Here is a 15619-nt window from a genome sequence, read left to right as displayed (position 1 = left end):
TTTATCTGTACGACTTCGCTACGCGCTTTGCCACAGTTCACGCACACGCGCCAAGTCTTCACTCGTGTCCACACCAGCGGGCGGTGCGTGGTCTAGCACTTCCACCGCAATCGGGTAGCCATGCCACAACACACGCAGTTGCTCCAAACTTTCGCACACTTCCAGCGGCGATTCAGCTAATTGCGCGTATTGCTTCAAAAAGCCCACGCGGTAGGCATAAATCCCAATGTGGCGCAACGGCAATGGATTGGGCAAAGTTTGTGCGTTTTGCAACATCAAATCACGCGGATAGGCAATCGGCGCACGGCTAAAATACAAGGCTTGTTGCTGTTTATCAAACACCACTTTCACGCAGTTGGGATTCATAAATTCGGCAAAATCGTGAACAGGGTGTGCGGCGGTTGCCATGGGCGCGTGGCTGTTTGCCAATTTTTGCGCCACACGTTCAATCAATTCGGGCGGAATCAATGGCTCATCGCCTTGCACGTTTACCACAATCGCATCATCGGGCAAATTCAGCAGTTGCGCGGCTTCTGCCAATCGTGTTGTGCCGCTTTGATGTGTGTCGCTGGTCAAAACGGCGACAATGCCCTGCTCGGTGCAGGCTGCTTGGATTTTGGCGTGGTCAGTTGCCACCACAATTTGTTGCGCCGACGATTGCGCGGCTCGTTCTGCCACGCGCACCACCATGGGCTTGCCGCCAATGTCTGCCAACGCTTTTTCCGGCAAACGGCTGGACGACAAACGCGCTGGAATCAATACGGTAAACGCCGTCATTCTGCACACTCCAAATCGGTTAAGGCTCGCGCTTCGTTTTCCAGCATAATCGGAATACCGTCGCGAATTGGAAATGCCAATTTTGCCACCTTACTCCACAATTCTTGCTTGTCGGCGTGGTATTGCAACGGTTGCTTGGTAATGGGGCAAATCAATAAATCTAGGTATTTTTTATCCATATTACTTTTTTCCTGTGTCATCAATCAGAAATTTGAATCTGCCGTATTATCGCACAAATCAGCGCGATAAATTCTGTTAAAATGCGCGTTTTCTATTTTGGATTCGCGTTATGTTTAATCACGTCGCCCCCGATATTTTGCCTCGCGCCCAAGCGGTTAAGCTGTTGATTATGGACGTAGATGGCGTGCTAACCACGGGTCAGCTGTTCATTGCCAGCACAGGCGAAATCATCAAACCGTTTAACACATTGGACGGACACGGCATCAAAATGTTGCAAAAAACAGGCGTGCAAACCGCAATTATTACCGCGCGAAATGACCCTGCCGTTGCCGCACGCGCCCAATCGTTGGGAATTAGTCACTATTTGTGTGGCATTGACGACAAACGCATGGCATACGAACAACTGCGCGACCAGCTAGGCTTATCTGCCAAACAATGCGCGATGGTGGGCGATGATGTGATTGATTTACCCGTGATGGTGCGTTGTGGCTTGCCGATTGCCGTTGCCAACGCACACATTTTTGTGCAACAACGCGCCGCCTACACCACGCAAAAATACGGTGGCATGGGCGCAATCCGCGAATGCACCGATTTGATTATGCACGCGCAAAACACTTTGCAGGCTGCTTTGAACGAGTACACGCAATGAGCCGATTTCGCAGTTTGATTTTTCCCCTTTCGCTGGCATTGATTTTGGGCGGCATCAGTTCGTGGCTAGACCAAATCAGCCAAATCAGCGAAGAAGTGGTGCAACTCAATCCAAAAGAGCCACAATATTTGGGGCTAAACGTAGAAGCCAAGCGTTTTGATGCAACAGGCAGCCTGCACGAAAAACTGGCATCGCCGCGTATGTGGCAACTGCCCGACCAAGAAAACGTGTATATCCAGCAACCGCATTTGCAACTGTTTGAGCAAAACGCGCTGCAATACGAAGTCCGCAGCCAAAATGCGCGATACGAGTTAAACAGCAAAACCGTATTTTTGGATACCGATGTCCAGCTAGACAAAACCGCCGATGCCGAGCGTCCTGCCGCGCAAGTGAACACTTCGCATTTGACGGTAAATACCGTAACCCAAATCGCCCAAACCGATGCGCCAATTCAATATCAATACGGACAATCCACAGGCAGTTCGGTTGGCATGACTTATGACCATAAAAATGGGCAACTGAATTTGCCCGCCAAAGTGAAAGCCTTAATCTATGCAAATCAACCTTAAAACCGCTGTTTTAGCGGCGATTTTAGCCACAAGCAGCCTGCACGTTCACGCTTTGGACAGCGACCGCAAACAACCGATTGCGATTGAAGCCGACCAAGGCTCGCTAGACCAAAAAAACCAAGTAACCGTGTTTTCGGGCAACGTGCTGGTAACGCAAGGCAGCCTGCACATGAAAGCGCAAAATGCGCGTGTCAGCCAAGATAAAAACGGCAATCAAACCATGGTGGCAACAGGTAATCCTGTGTATTTTCGCCAACAGCTAGAAGGCAATAAAGGCATTGCCGAAGGCTGGGGCAGCCGTGCTGAATACGATTCAGCGCGAAACTTGGTCAAACTGATTGGTAATGCCAAAGTGCAGCGCGGTGGCGATATGGCACAAGGCGAAGCGATTAGTTACAATACTCAAACCGAAATTTACACCGTATTGGGTGGCAACGCAGTAGGCAACAAAAAAGGACGCCGCGTTACCGTGATTATTCAGCCGAGCCAAAAACAGTAAAAAAGCAGCCTGCACTTTTCTCCTGTCCGTCATTCCTGCGTAGGCAGGAATCTAACGCAATAGTTAGGTAACACATAATTAACCCTGACAACTGAATAAGTTAGATAGATTCCCACCTGTGCGAGAATGATGACATCGGTTTTAGCCTGCACTTTTTGTAACAAAAGATTCACTATGACTTCTCATCTACACGTCAAAGGTTTACAAAAAACCTTCAAAAAACGCCAAGTGGTTAAAGACTTCTCGCTAGACATTGCCAGCGGAGAAGTCATCGGACTGCTTGGGCCAAACGGCGCAGGCAAAACCACCAGTTTTTACATGGTTGTGGGACTGATTGCAGCCGACAGCGGCACGATTTCACTAGACGGCAAAGAACTGCGCCACAGTCCAATCCACCAACGCGCCCAAGCAGGCATTGGCTACTTGCCACAAGAGCCGTCCATTTTCCGCAAAATGACGGTGGAAGAAAACATTCGCGCCATTTTAGAAATCCGCCTGCGCGACAAACATCAAATCGAACAACAACTAAACAAATTGCTTGCCGATTTGAACATTGAACGCCTGCGCCACAGCCCTGCCCCTGCGCTATCGGGTGGCGAACGCCGCCGCGTAGAAATTGCGCGAGTGCTTGCCATGCAGCCGCGTTTTATTTTGTTGGACGAACCATTTGCAGGCGTGGACCCCATCGCCGTGATAGACATTCAAAAAATCATTGAATTTTTAAAACAACGCGGCATTGGCGTGTTGATTACCGACCACAACGTGCGCGAAACGCTGCGAATTTGCGACCGCGCCTATATTATTAGCGATGGCACGGTGCTGGCATCGGGCAAACCAGACGATTTAGTCAATAACGAGCAAGTTCGCCAAGTGTATTTGGGCGAAAATTTTGATTATTAACCAAAATAAACCTTAAAAAAGCAGCCTGCACTTTAATAGTGAATTAAATTTAGATTAGTACAGCGTTGCCAACTCCCTTATGTACTAGATGTACACGGCGGTCGTTGTCGCCTTGTCCTAATCTAAATTTAATCCACTATATTTACCCCATTCCATAAACTATGACTAGCACGAAGTTTCAACTCAAACTCAAACAAACCCTGCAGCTTAACCAAGCCATGCAGCAATCCTTGCGCGTATTGCAAATGTCGGGCTTGGAGGTTGAGCGCGAGGTAGAAGATTGGTTGGCAGACAATCCCTTGCTAGAACGCCGCGAATCGGAAGACTGGGGTAAAGAACCACACTATACCGCCAATATTTCGTCCAAACGCCACATTAGCTTGGACGATGACGACAGCAGCGCATGGGAAAATTTGGTAGAAGAAGAAACGCTCAATGCCTATTTGCACAAACAAGTGAGCGAACACCCCTTATCGCCCGAAGAAGCCGCGCGTGTTCACGTTTTGATTGATTTTTTGGACGACAAAGGCTACCTAACCGAAAGCATCGAAGAAATCATCGACCACACACCGCTCGAATGGATGCTAGACGAAGACGACATGGAACTGGCGTTAGAACAACTACGCGAATTCGACCCGCCTGGCATCGCTACCACTAATTTGCAACAATCGCTGCTGCATCAATTAGATAGATTGCCCTTATCGGCAGAACGCCGTTGCGCTGCGCACATTGTCGTGCATTATTTGGACAACATCAGCCAAAACACGCCACGCAACATCAATAAATTAAGCAAACTCATGCCCGACACGCCCAAATCGACCATCGAAGACGCGTTGGAAATGATAAGCAGCCTGCGCCCCTATCCTGCATACGGCTTTGCCATCGACGAACCCACCGCCTATGTGCGCCCCGATGTGTTTATCGAAAGCCATCGCGGCGAATGGGTTGTGGTTTGCAATGACGATGCCATTCCGCAAATCCAAATCAACCCAGAATTATCCGAAGCCTTGCAGGAAATCGAAAACGATGCCGTGTGGCGCGAAAAAATGGTTCATGCCAAACAAAAGATAGATATGCTGCAACAACGCAAAAGCACGATTATGCGCGTTGCCGAATACATTGTTGAACGACAACAAGATTTTTTCACTTTTGGCGAAATTGGGCTTGTGCCAATGTTGATTAAAGATTGCGCTTCTGCGCTAGAATTAGCAGAATCTACCATTTCTCGCGCCGTGAACAGCAAATATTTAGCTTGCCCACAAGGCTTATTTGCGTTACGCTATTTCTTCAGTCAGAACGCCATTGGCAGCAATCAGGGCGAAGACGGCATCAGCGGCAATGCGATTCGTTCACTCATCGCGCAAATTGTGGACAACGAAGACAAAACCAAGCCGTTGAGCGACACCGATTTGCACCAACTACTGCAACAACAAGGCATTACAATCGCACGGCGCACGGTGGCAAAATACCGCGAACAACTGGGCATTCCCACCGTGCAGCAACGCCGACAAGTTTGATTTTTCTGCTGTTTGCATTGTGCAGGCAGCTTTCACCCCCGCAACAAGGAGTTGTATCATGAACTTGAAAATCACTGGTTTGCATTTAGACGTAACCGAAGCGATGAAAACGCGCATCACCGAAAAATTGCAGCGCATCAACCGCCACAGCGACAATATTTTGTCGGTTGCAGTTACCTTGTCGGTAGAAAAAGTCAAACACAAAGCTGCCGCACAAGTTCATTTGGCTGGCAAAGATTTGCACGTTGAAGCAGTGGAAGAAGATATGTATGCCGCGATTGATGTGCTGGTGGATAAGCTAGACCGCGCTATCTTGCAACACAAAGAAAAAGCCAATGCGGTGCGTTAAACCGTAGTCAAACATAACAAAGCAGCCTGCACTTTTTGTTAAACAGAAAGTGCAGGCTGCTTTTCGTATATGACAGTTAAATTTATAATTTATAGTGAATTAAATTTAGATTAGTACAGCGTTGCCAACTCCCTTATATACTAGCTGTACACGGCGGTCGTTGTCGCCTTGTCCTAATCTAAATTTAATCCACTATAATTCCAACTCAATGTAACGAAAGCACCCAAATGGCAAAATCCAACATTACCTACAAATTAGAATCTGACATCAACGATTTCGTCAAAGCAGAATTTAGTCGCCTAAATCTGCAAAAACATCAAGATTACAACGAAGAATCCGCCATGTCGGATTATCTCAAAGAAGCCCTAAAAGGCTCTGCCAAAACCCAAAACAAAACCAATTTTGGCAAACCCGATTTTCACGTTGAAAAATACGCAATTAAAGGCAAGAAAATCCCCATTATTATTGAAAACAAATTAGGCTTGAAAAAACTGGCAAGCCAAACCAAAGACGGCTTGAAATTTGATGATAAGCATTGCCAATTTTGCCGTAAATGGCGCGTTGTATTACGCGCAAAATATGATTGGTAGCGAAAAATATCACGAAGTTATCGCTATTGGCATTGCTGGCGACAATCCCGAAAACATCGCTATTTCCGTTTACTATGTGTTCGGGCAGTCTGAAAAAGCGCACAAGCATTTAGAAAATGTCAAAACTTTGGATTTTTTGGAAAATCAAACCAGTTTTGAAGAATTTTACAAAAACGCGGTATTGAGCGAAGAAGAAAAACATCAAATCCTGATTCGCAGCCAAGCCGAATTGCAAGCCTACGCCAAAAAATTGAACAAACTCATGCACAACCACAACATTACCGCGCCACAGCGCGTATTGTATGTATCGGGAATGCTGCTTGCCATGCAAGACATTCACGACCAAAACGGCAAAAAATTAGGCGAAGGCTTAACGCCCCATGATTTAAAAGGCTCGCAACTGGCACAAAAGCGCGACGGCATTTTAATTACCGACCAAATCAACGAATTTTTACAACATCGCGGCATTAAAGCAGAAAAACACAAACTCATGCTGGCTTCATTTAGCGAAATTTCCAAAGACGCACAACGCGATGAACCCACAGAAAACGACAAAGAAATCGCCCATTTGCTAGACAGCGACAGCAGCACCAATAAACAAGTTTTCACATTTATTTATGAAAACATCTTCAAATCCATTGACGGTTTTGGCGGACACATTGACATCATGGGCGAAATGTATTCCGAATTTTTGAAATACGCATTGGGCGACGGCAAAGAAATCGGCATCGTTTTAACACCGCCCTACGTTACCAAAATGATGGCGCAAATGCTCAACATCAAAGCCAATAACAAAGTAATGGATTTGGCGACAGGTTCAGCAGGTTTCTTAATTTCCGCCATGGAATTGATGATTCAAGATGCCGAAAACCAATTCGCCAAAGGCTCAACGGCTGCCGAAAATTTAATCAGCGACATCAAATAAAACCGCTTATTAGGCGTGGAATTGAATGCCGAAATGTACACACTCGCCGCCACCAACATGATTTTGCGCGGAGACGGTTCAAGTCGCATTGAAAAAGGCAGCGCGTTCAATCGCCCTGAATCATTGTTTAGCGAATTTCAGGCAGACCGCTTGTTGCTCAATCCGCCCTTTTCTTACGAAGAAAACGGTATGCCGTTTATCAAATACGGTTTGAGCAAAATGCAAAAAGACGGCTTGGGCGCAATCATCATTCAAGACAGCGCAGGCAGCGGCAAAGCCGTGATGTCCAACCAAGAAATTTTAAAATCGCATACCCTACTCGCTTCTATCAAAATGCCAACCGATTTATTTCAGCCAATGGCAGGCGTACAAACCAGCATTTACATTTTCAAAGCTGGCACACCGCACGATGTAGAACAACCTGTTAAATTTATTGACTTTTCCAACGACGGCTACAAACGCACCGAACGCGGCTTGCGCGAATTGGACAACCCCGAACAACGCTATGCCGACATTGTGAAAATCTACAAGGCAGGCAAAAACGCCAAAGTGTCTGCCGAATTGTGGAACTTGGACAATGTGTATGTGGAAGATTTCATCACGCTAGGCGGCGCGGACTGGAATTTCTCGCAACACAAAAAAATTGATGCCAAACCCACGATTGCCGATTTCAAAAAAACCGTTGCCGATTATTTGACCTGGGAAGTGTCGCAAATTCTCGCGCAGCAAGGCGATGATTTGGGAAAGTAGAAAGCCACTTGCAGGAAATGGAAAACGCATTTTTGGCAAGTGGCGGAGAATTTGTGTTTAAAAAAGTCGGTTCATTATTTGACATCAATCCAACCAAAAATTACGGATTAACCAATGATGATTTATTCCGAGAAAAAGGCACAACACCTGTTGTCGTCAATTCCAGTATCAATAATGGCATTGGTGGATATGTGGCACGAAAACCCACAGAAACAGGCAATATGATTACATTTAGCGATACCACAACTTCGGACAGCATTTTTTATCAGCCAAATGATTTTATCGGCTATTCACACGTTCAAGGCATGAAACCAAAAAATCACCATGAGCAATGGAATAAACACACTTTGCATTATTTTGTGGCGATTTTTCGAGCAGCAACCAAAGGATTATTTAATTATGGCAACAAATTTAATCGCGAAAATGCACGAGAAATTGAAGTTTGCCTGCCTGAAAAAAATGGTGAAATCGCCTTTGATTACATGGAACGCTTTGTTCAGCAACTGCGCGCTTTTTTGAAATTGTCAAATCTTACCGATGTAAACTTGAGTAAAGACGAAGAAAACGCATTGGCGCAGCTTTCAGGCAGCCTGAATTGGAAAGAATTTAGATTAGACGATTTATTTAATATTGCAACAGGTAGAGACGTTATTATTGGAAATACGATTTCAGGTTCAATTCCATTGATTAGTCACCAACATGAAAATAATGGTATTTCAAAATATATCCATCCGTTACCAGATAGACGGTTATTTAATCATGAAACCACACTTTCATTAGCTGACCGTGGTGTGTTTAAGGCTTCAACTCAAAATCAACATTTTCACATTGGTACACGAGTAAAAGCATTAACATTTAAAAACGGTAAACACAGCCAAAATGTGCGATTGTTTGTGGTTACTGCAATCAATAAATTACAAATTTTATTTACTGCATATTCTGAAAATGCAACAAATAAATTACCTGATTTAATGATTATGCTGCCTGAAAAAGACGGCACACCCGATTGGGAATTCATGGCATTGATTGGACGTGCGATTGAAAAATGCGTGATTGCCGATGTTGTCGCATTCAACGAGCGCGAAATGGCAGCGTATGAGCAAGTGATTTAAATAAACTGACAGTCTTAATCCAGGCATAACAAAGCAGCCTGCATTTTTTGTTAAACAGAAAATGCAGGCTGCTTTTTTGTTTACCGATTCTTCTCGCCCCATTGTTCGCGCAGTTGGCTGGCTTGGGCAATGTAATCATGCAAGGCGGTGGCGTTTTCTTGTTGCAAGCAGCCTGCAAGATGCGCGAGCTGTTGTTGCTGGGCGGCAATAAGTTGCAGCAGGCTGTTTTTGTTTGCCAACATAATGTCTTTCCACATTTCGGGGCTGCTGCCTGCAATGCGCGTGAAATCACGAAAACCGCTGCCTGCAAAATCTAGATAATGTGCGCCTTTTGGGTTGTCCAACATTTGATGCACATAGCTAAACGCCAACAAATGCGGAAAATGCGACACGGCGGCAAAAATTTCATCGTGTTGTTGCGCCGACATTTGATAGGTGTTCGCGCCCACGCTTTGCCACAGTTGTTCTACCAAGTGCAGGCTGCTTTGGTCTTGCGTATCGTGCGGACACAAAATCAGTTTTTTGTTTTGATACAAGCCAAACTGTGCTGCCAATGCGCCACTTCGGTCAGAGCCTGCAATCGGGTGAGCGGCAACACAACGCGGTAAATGTTGTGGTAAATATTGCTCAAATGCGCTCAATGCCGATTGCTTGGTGCTGCCGACATCGCTCACAATCGTGTGTGGGCGCAACAAGGGTGCAAGCTGGCGGCAAATATGCGGCAGGCTTGCCACTGGGGTTGCAATCAACACCAAATCGGCATCTGCCACCGCTTCGGCGCAAAGGGTGGTGTAGGCGCGGTCAATCACGCGGCGTTCTTGGGCGCGGACTAGGTTTTCGCTATCCAAATCTATGCCAACCACGTTTTTAACGCGCTGCTGGCGTTTTAAATCCAACACAAAAGAGCCGCCAATTAAGCCTACGCCAATCAGCGTGATTTGTTGCAATGGCTGGGAAAGGTGGTTCATTTTGCCTACTCGCTTTCTGGCTGTTCCAACACATCGGGCAACACCAGCGCACCCAAATCGGTTAAAGGCGGCAAATCGGTTAAGCTGTTTAATTGTAAATCGCTCAAAAACGCATCGGTGGTTGCCCATAGCGCAGGTTTGCCAATGCTGTCGCGCTGTCCAATCACTTCAATCCAGCCGCGTTCTTGCAGCGTTTGGATAATGTTTTGCGACACGGCAACACCGCGTATGGCTTCAATATCGCCGCGCGTAACAGGTTGTTGGTAGGCAATAATCGCCAGCGTTTCCATCACGGCGCGAGAATAACGCGGCGCACGTTGTTCGTGCAGGCTGCCTAGCGGTTCAAATGCTTCGTTTGCCAACTGAAAACGCCAGCCCTGCGCGGTACACACCAGTTGCAAGGCACGGTTTTGCCAACGCATTTTTAAGTCTGCCAACACGTCTATCAATTTGTCTTGTGAAATAGGTGGCTGGCACAAATCGCACATTTGGCGTTCGGTTAAAGGTTCGGTTTGCAGCAACAATGCCGCTTCAATCAGCGATTCTGCCGATAAGTTTTGTGGATTATTCATAGCAGCCTGCACTTTTACGCTTCACTACCGCCCACCGTCAAACCTGCATCAATCCGCAAAGTCGGCTGCCCCACGCCCACAGGCACACTTTGACCGTCTTTGCCACACACGCCCACGCCTGTGTCCAACGCGCTGTCATTGCCAATCATCGAAACGTGTTTCAACACTTCCGAACCACTCCCGATAATCGTTGCGCCCTTGACTGGATATTGCAATTTACCATTTTCCACCCACCAAGCCTCGCTCGCGCTAAACACAAATTTACCGCTCGTAATGTCCACCTGACCGCCACCAAAATTCACCGCATAAATCCCTTTATCCATGCTTTCAATGATTTCCTGTGGGTCATGCGTACCACTTTCCATAAATGTATTTGTCATGCGCGGCATCACCACAGACGAATAACTCTCGCGGCGACCATTGCCCGTAACGTCCACGCCCATTAAACGCGCATTCGTTTCGTCCTGCATATAGCCCGTTAAAATGCCGTCCTCAATCAACACCGTGCGGCGCGTTTCGTTGCCCTCATCGTCAATATTCAGGCTGCCGCGTCTGTCGGGAATGTCGCCTTGGTCAATCACGGTAACGCCTTTCGCCGCCACGCGCTCGCCAATTTTGCCTGTGAATACACTGGTTTGCTTGCGATTGAAATCACCTTCCAAACCATGCCCCACCGCTTCATGCAACAACACACCAGGCCAGCCATTACCCAAAACCACCGTCATCGCCCCAGCAGGCGCAGGACGCGATTCCAAATTGATTAAGGCTTGCTGAACCGCCTTGTTTACATATTCCCTAATTTTCGCGTCATCAAAATATGTCAAATCAAAACGACCGCCGCCGCCTGCGCTGCCTTGTTCGCGGCGTTCGCCCTGTTTCGCAATCACAGTAACGCTCAAACGCACCAACGGACGAATATCCGCCGCGTGTTTGCCGTCCAAACGCGCGATGTAAATCATATCGTGTTCGCAAGTCAAACCAGCCATAACCTGCACAATGCGCGGGTCAGCCGCTTTCGCCAGTTGCTCAACCTTTTGAAGTAACGCCACTTTTTCAGGCGATTGCAACGTGATAATCGGATTGGCGCAAGCGTGAACTGCCTTGCCGTAAACAGGCGTTGGCACACGCACAGGCGCAATATTGCCAGCCGCGCCAATCACTTTTACAGTTTGCGCGGCGCGTTGGATTGCGTCCGCCGTCAAACTATCGGCATAGGCAAACGCCGTTTTTTCGCCCAACACGGCACGCACGCCCACGCCTTGGTCAATCTGAAAACTGCCCGATTTAACCATGCCTTCGTCTAAATGCCAGCTTTCAAATGCGGTGCGTTGGCAATAAATATCCGCATAATCAACGTGATGATTGCTGATAATGGCAAGTGATTTTGCCAATTCATCGGCAGATAATTGGTTGGCGTGAAGTAAATCTTGGGAAACGGTTTGAAATGTGTTTTGCATAGATAAATAAAGTGCAGGCTGCTTTGTGCCTAAAATCGTTAAAAATGGGTGGAATTATACGTTAGATTGACGAAATTCAATAAATAAGCGCGATAAATTTCCAGCAAAAGCGTACAATACAGCCATTTAAACGGAGCAAACCGTGAATTTGGCAAACAATTATGCCGCGACACAACAACGCTTGGTGCAGGCTGCTTTGGCAGCGCAACGCGACCCAAGCAGCCTGCAACTGATTGCGGTGAGCAAAACTTTTCCAACCGATGACATTCACGCCGTGTATGCCTTGGGGCAGCGCGATTTTGGCGAAAACTATATCCAAGAATGGTGGCAAAAAACTGAACAGCTTGCCGATTGTGGCGATTTGGTTTGGCATATAATTGGCAATGTTCAGTCCAACAAAAGCCGTTTGGTGGCGGAACGCGCTCACTGGTTGCACACGCTAGACAGCGTTAAACTGGCACGGCGATTGAGTACGCAACGTCCAGCGCAGTTGCCCGATTTGCAGGTGTGCATTGAAATCAACATCGCCAACGAAATCAACAAACACGGCATTGCGCCCGAACAAATGCTGGATTTGGCGCACGAAGTTATGGCGTTGCCCAAGCTGAAATTACGCGGTTTGATGTGTGTGGCGCAGGCAAATGTGGGCGATGATGTGCTGCAACAGCAATTTGGGCGCATGAACGATTTGCTGCAACAGCTCCGTCAAATTGCGCCCGATGCCGATACGCTATCTATGGGCATGAGTGGCGATTTAGAATGCGCGGTGGCGTGTGGCGCGACCATGGTGCGCGTAGGAACGGCGATTTTTGGTGGACGGAGTTACGCTCGCTGAATTTAAATCATACAAATAAAGCAGTAGGTTGGAGCGCACCCAACAGAAACAAAATGGTGCAGGCTGCTTTTTTCAGCCCAATTTGATTATCTCAACAAAACAAAGGAAAAAAGACATGACACAACTCTTTCAAACAGCGCAAAACTGGTTGGCACAAGACCCAGACGCGGAAACCCGTGCCGAACTGCAACAATTACTAGACCAAGCCCAAGCAGGCAACGCTGCCGCCGAGCAAGAACTTGCAGCACGTTTTGCCGACCGTTTGCAATTTGGCACAGCAGGTTTGCGTGGTCGCTTGCAAGCAGGCAGCATGGGCATGAACCGCGTGTTGGTAGCGCAAGCGGCAAAAGGTTTGGCGAACTATTTGCTGGCAAACGACAAAGAACCGTCTATTGTGATTGGCTATGACGGGCGCAAAAATTCCAAAATCTTTGCCGAAGACACAGCGCAAATCATGGCAGGCGCAGGCATTCAAACCTTGCTGTTGCCGCGCTTGTTACCGACCCCTGTGTTGGCATACGCGATTCGCCATTTCAACACCAGCGCAGGCGTCATGGTAACTGCCAGCCACAATCCGCCCGATGACAATGGCTACAAAGTGTATTTGGGCAAACAACATGGCGGCGGACAAATCGTGTCGCCAGCCGATACCGAAATCGCCCAACAAATTGATTTGGCAACACAAACACCGATTACCGAATACGCTCGCAGCAGCGATTATCAAATTCTGGGCGAAGAAGTGGTGCAACAATACATCGCCAAAACCGCCAAATTGGCAAGCACCACCGCTGGCGATTTGAATTATGTGTACACCGCCATGCACGGCGTGGGCAAAGAAACGCTGGTGCAAACCTTGCAAGCGGCTGGTTTTCCTTTGCCGCACATTGTGGCAGAACAAGCCGACCCCAACCCGACTTTCCACACCGTTGCCTTCCCCAATCCCGAAGAAAAAGGCGCATTGGATTTGGCGATTGCATTGGCACAGGCAAAAAACGCCGAGTTCATCATCGCCAACGACCCCGATGCCGACCGTTTTGCGGTGGCAACTCCCGATGCAGACGGCAACTGGAAATCACTGCACGGCAATGTAGTCGGCTGCTTACTCGGCTGGCACATCGCGCAACAAAATCAAGGCAAAACAGGCACATTGGCGTGTTCGTTGGTGTCGTCGCCTGCGCTGGCAAAAATCGCGCAAAAATACGGTTTGGCAAACGCCGAAACGCTCACGGGCTTTAAATACATTTCCAAAACACCAAATTTGATTTTTGGTTTTGAAGAAGCGTTGGGCTATTTGGTTGACCCCGATAAAGTGAAAGACAAAGACGGTATTTCGGCAGCGATTGTGTTCTTGGATTTGGTGCGCCAACTCAAAGCGCAGGGCAAAACGATTCAAGATTATATTGATGATTTTGCAGAAAAATTTGGCGCGTATGCCAGCAGCCAAGTGTCGTTGCGTATGCAAGATGTGGCAGACATTCCCAAATTGACCGATGCGTTCCGTCAAAATCCGCCTGCTCAAATTGGTGCGCACAAAGTGGTGCGATCCAAAGATTATATGCACGATGCCGAGCCGAACAATATTTTGGTGTACCATTTGGACAACGGCAGCCGCTTGATTGTGCGTCCGTCTGGCACAGAGCCAAAAGTGAAGCTGTATTTGGACGTGAATGGCAGCGACAATACCGATGCGGCGCGTGTGTTGGCGCAATTTGATGCCGATGTGCGTGAATTGCTCCGCAGCGACGCATTTGGCAATCAGAACTGCTAATTGAATCGGTAAAATATAGTGGATTAAATTTAGATTAGGACAAGGCGACAACGACCGCCGTGTACACCCAGTACATAAGGGAGTTGGCAACGCTGTACTAATCTAAATTTAATTCACTATAAAAAAGCAGCCTGCACTTTTGTAAACAACACTGCTTTGTTATTTCAACACAATTTACGCAGCGAATTTCTCACATTCGGCAATGCAAGCCAAGCAAGATTCGTAGCAGGCTTTGCATTCGGCGTGGTGTGATGCGTGTGCTTTGCAGGCTTCGGCACAAGCACGACACGCTTGCAACGCCACTTTTGCCAATGCTGGCACTAATGACGACTGCTGCGCCGCCAAATTAGACAACGCGCCACACAAGTTCAACATTTGGTTTACGTTGGTGGCACAATCTTTCATGCTGGTATCGCCTTGCGACAACAAGCGAATGCAGTGCGCCAAGCACACATTGCCTGCGGCATAGCAATAACCAGCCGCCAAGCGGATAGATTCATATGGATTGGTGCTTGCCGCAGCCGCGCCATGATGCGCGTGTCCTGCGTGGTTGTGGGCATCGTGCGCGGAAGCCATAGCAGCCATTGTAGATAAAGAAACGGCAGCGGTACTACCAATAAATTGACGGCGATTCATACTTGATTTTCCTTATGTTAAAAAATAGAAATGTCGCGTAAAACAAAATTAAACGCTGGACGGATTATAACCAATATTTTAAATGTTTGTTAAATTTTCCATATCCATAACCGCAGTTTAGATTATAGTGGATTAAATTTAGATTAGGACAAGGCGACAACGACCGCCGTGTGCACCTAGTACATAAAGGAGTTGGCAACGCTGTACTAATCTAAATTTAATTCACTATAACGATTGGCTAACACATAAAACACACTTCGCCTACCACTTTCCGATTTCTACAAAATGCCTTTTTCCAACAAATCGTTGATGTCGCGCAAGGATGTATCACGCGAACAATTTGCCATTGCCACCGATTTTCGGTTATTGCATCAGGCCATTCCTTTGCTTATTTACATGAAATCATGCAGCAAATATAGTGGTTTAAATTTAGATTAGGACAAGGCGACAACGACCGCCGTGTACACCTAGTACATAAGGGAGTTGGCAACGCCGTACTAATCTAAATTTAAATCACTATAATCGTGTTATTCGCTGCAAAAAATAAGGCAAATCCACGCCAAACC

General features: G+C 47.3%; 16 protein-coding genes and 1 pseudogene. 11 read left to right on the top strand and 6 right to left on the bottom strand.

What is annotated here, in order from left to right; all coding sequences use genetic code 11:
* Nucleotides 1-18: 18 nt before the first annotated feature.
* Nucleotides 19-777: a 3-deoxy-manno-octulosonate cytidylyltransferase gene (gene kdsB / locus DQN52_RS04685; protein WP_003785443.1), complete on the bottom strand. Its 759-nt coding sequence runs from the start codon at nt 775-777 to the stop codon at nt 19-21.
* Nucleotides 774-956, bottom strand: coding sequence for a Trm112 family protein (locus DQN52_RS04680; RefSeq protein ID WP_003789428.1), 183 nt, complete (start codon nt 954-956; stop codon nt 774-776). Before DQN52_RS04680 ends, kdsB begins: the two co-directional genes overlap by 4 nt.
* 110 nt (nt 957-1066) lie before the next feature.
* Between DQN52_RS04680 and DQN52_RS04675 the strand changes: the two genes are divergently transcribed.
* The 9 genes and pseudogenes from DQN52_RS04675 (at nt 1067) to DQN52_RS04640 (ending at nt 8817) form a co-directional block, all read left to right on the top strand.
* Nucleotides 1067-1606: a KdsC family phosphatase gene (locus DQN52_RS04675; protein WP_003785441.1), complete on the top strand. Its 540-nt coding sequence runs from the start codon at nt 1067-1069 to the stop codon at nt 1604-1606.
* Nucleotides 1603-2175: an LPS export ABC transporter periplasmic protein LptC gene (lptC, locus tag DQN52_RS04670; protein WP_003785440.1), complete on the top strand. Its 573-nt coding sequence runs from the start codon at nt 1603-1605 to the stop codon at nt 2173-2175. The genes DQN52_RS04675 and lptC overlap by 4 nt, the downstream gene beginning before the upstream one ends.
* A complete protein-coding gene (lptA, locus tag DQN52_RS04665) occupies nt 2159-2674 on the top strand; it encodes a lipopolysaccharide transport periplasmic protein LptA (protein WP_003785439.1) in 516 nt (171 codons plus the stop codon). The genes lptC and lptA overlap by 17 nt, the downstream gene beginning before the upstream one ends.
* 174 nt (nt 2675-2848) lie before the next feature.
* A complete protein-coding gene (lptB, locus tag DQN52_RS04660) occupies nt 2849-3574 on the top strand; it encodes an LPS export ABC transporter ATP-binding protein (RefSeq protein ID WP_003789424.1) in 726 nt (241 codons plus the stop codon).
* Between the two features lie 161 nt (nt 3575-3735).
* Nucleotides 3736-5091 carry an RNA polymerase factor sigma-54 gene (gene rpoN / locus DQN52_RS04655; protein ID WP_003785435.1) on the top strand — a complete coding sequence of 452 codons (1356 nt, stop codon included), beginning with the start codon at nt 3736-3738 and terminating at the stop codon, nt 5089-5091.
* A gap of 58 nt (nt 5092-5149) precedes the next feature.
* A complete protein-coding gene (gene hpf, locus DQN52_RS04650; RefSeq protein ID WP_003785433.1) occupies nt 5150-5440 on the top strand; it encodes a ribosome hibernation-promoting factor, HPF/YfiA family in 291 nt (96 codons plus the stop codon).
* Between the two features lie 227 nt (nt 5441-5667).
* Complete coding sequence (locus tag DQN52_RS11150; protein WP_003785432.1) at nt 5668-6030, top strand: hypothetical protein; 363 nt, start codon at nt 5668-5670, stop codon at nt 6028-6030.
* Nucleotides 5966-7705 (top strand): annotated as a pseudogene (locus DQN52_RS11550) (HsdM family class I SAM-dependent methyltransferase). The gene DQN52_RS11150 and the pseudogene DQN52_RS11550 overlap by 65 nt, the downstream one beginning before the upstream one ends.
* 17 nt (nt 7706-7722) lie before the next feature.
* Entirely contained in the window at nt 7723-8817 is a 1095-nt protein-coding gene (locus tag DQN52_RS04640; RefSeq protein ID WP_003785424.1) for a restriction endonuclease subunit S, read from the top strand.
* A gap of 80 nt (nt 8818-8897) precedes the next feature.
* Here DQN52_RS04640 and DQN52_RS04635 read toward each other — a convergent pair whose 3' ends face one another.
* From DQN52_RS04635 to tldD, 3 genes are read right to left on the bottom strand one after another with little or no spacing between them, the layout of a single operon-like run.
* Nucleotides 8898-9785, bottom strand: a complete 888-nt coding sequence (locus tag DQN52_RS04635) for a prephenate dehydrogenase (protein ID WP_003785422.1) — start codon at nt 9783-9785, stop codon at nt 8898-8900.
* A gap of 5 nt (nt 9786-9790) precedes the next feature.
* Nucleotides 9791-10357 (bottom strand): SMC-Scp complex subunit ScpB, encoded by a 567-nt coding sequence (scpB, locus tag DQN52_RS04630; RefSeq protein ID WP_003785420.1) that lies wholly within the window; start codon nt 10355-10357, stop codon nt 9791-9793.
* A 14-nt stretch (nt 10358-10371) separates the two neighbouring features.
* Nucleotides 10372-11814 (bottom strand): metalloprotease TldD, encoded by a 1443-nt coding sequence (tldD, locus tag DQN52_RS04625; protein WP_003785418.1) that lies wholly within the window; start codon nt 11812-11814, stop codon nt 10372-10374.
* 142 nt (nt 11815-11956) lie between these two features.
* Between tldD and DQN52_RS04620 the strand changes: the two genes are divergently transcribed.
* Nucleotides 11957-12649 (top strand): YggS family pyridoxal phosphate-dependent enzyme, encoded by a 693-nt coding sequence (locus DQN52_RS04620; RefSeq protein WP_003785416.1) that lies wholly within the window; start codon nt 11957-11959, stop codon nt 12647-12649.
* 115 nt (nt 12650-12764) lie between these two features.
* Nucleotides 12765-14417, top strand: coding sequence for a phospho-sugar mutase (locus tag DQN52_RS04615; protein ID WP_032827661.1), 1653 nt, complete (start codon nt 12765-12767; stop codon nt 14415-14417).
* 174 nt (nt 14418-14591) lie between these two features.
* Here the strand turns inward: DQN52_RS04615 and DQN52_RS04610 are convergent, their stop codons facing one another.
* Nucleotides 14592-15053, bottom strand: coding sequence for a four-helix bundle copper-binding protein (locus DQN52_RS04610; protein WP_003785410.1), 462 nt, complete (start codon nt 15051-15053; stop codon nt 14592-14594).
* Nucleotides 15054-15619: the final 566 nt, after the last annotated feature.

This window comes from Kingella kingae, from assembly GCF_900475905.1.
Classification (GTDB): Bacteria; Pseudomonadota; Gammaproteobacteria; order Burkholderiales; family Neisseriaceae; genus Kingella; species Kingella kingae.
The sequence above is the reverse complement of the archived record's forward strand: the minus strand, read 5'-3'. Positions and strand labels throughout refer to the sequence as shown.

Excerpts from the sequence above, each read along its gene's own strand:
- kdsB (WP_003785443.1), bottom strand. The coding sequence starts at position 777 with ATGACGGCGTTTACCGTATTGATTCCAGCGCGTTTGTCGTCCAGCCGT.
- DQN52_RS04680 (WP_003789428.1), bottom strand. The coding sequence starts at position 956 with ATGGATAAAAAATACCTAGATTTATTGATTTGCCCCATTACCAAGCAA.
- DQN52_RS04675 (WP_003785441.1), top strand. The coding sequence starts at position 1,067 with ATGTTTAATCACGTCGCCCCCGATATTTTGCCTCGCGCCCAAGCGGTT.
- lptC (WP_003785440.1), top strand. The coding sequence starts at position 1,603 with ATGAGCCGATTTCGCAGTTTGATTTTTCCCCTTTCGCTGGCATTGATT.
- lptA (WP_003785439.1), top strand. The coding sequence starts at position 2,159 with ATGCAAATCAACCTTAAAACCGCTGTTTTAGCGGCGATTTTAGCCACA.
- lptB (WP_003789424.1), top strand. The coding sequence starts at position 2,849 with ATGACTTCTCATCTACACGTCAAAGGTTTACAAAAAACCTTCAAAAAA.
- rpoN (WP_003785435.1), top strand. The coding sequence starts at position 3,736 with ATGACTAGCACGAAGTTTCAACTCAAACTCAAACAAACCCTGCAGCTT.
- hpf (WP_003785433.1), top strand. The coding sequence starts at position 5,150 with ATGAACTTGAAAATCACTGGTTTGCATTTAGACGTAACCGAAGCGATG.
- DQN52_RS11150 (WP_003785432.1), top strand. The coding sequence starts at position 5,668 with ATGGCAAAATCCAACATTACCTACAAATTAGAATCTGACATCAACGAT.
- DQN52_RS04640 (WP_003785424.1), top strand. The coding sequence starts at position 7,723 with ATGGAAAACGCATTTTTGGCAAGTGGCGGAGAATTTGTGTTTAAAAAA.
- DQN52_RS04635 (WP_003785422.1), bottom strand. The coding sequence starts at position 9,785 with ATGAACCACCTTTCCCAGCCATTGCAACAAATCACGCTGATTGGCGTA.
- scpB (WP_003785420.1), bottom strand. The coding sequence starts at position 10,357 with ATGAATAATCCACAAAACTTATCGGCAGAATCGCTGATTGAAGCGGCA.
- tldD (WP_003785418.1), bottom strand. The coding sequence starts at position 11,814 with ATGCAAAACACATTTCAAACCGTTTCCCAAGATTTACTTCACGCCAAC.
- DQN52_RS04615 (WP_032827661.1), top strand. The coding sequence starts at position 12,765 with ATGACACAACTCTTTCAAACAGCGCAAAACTGGTTGGCACAAGACCCA.
- DQN52_RS04610 (WP_003785410.1), bottom strand. The coding sequence starts at position 15,053 with ATGAATCGCCGTCAATTTATTGGTAGTACCGCTGCCGTTTCTTTATCT.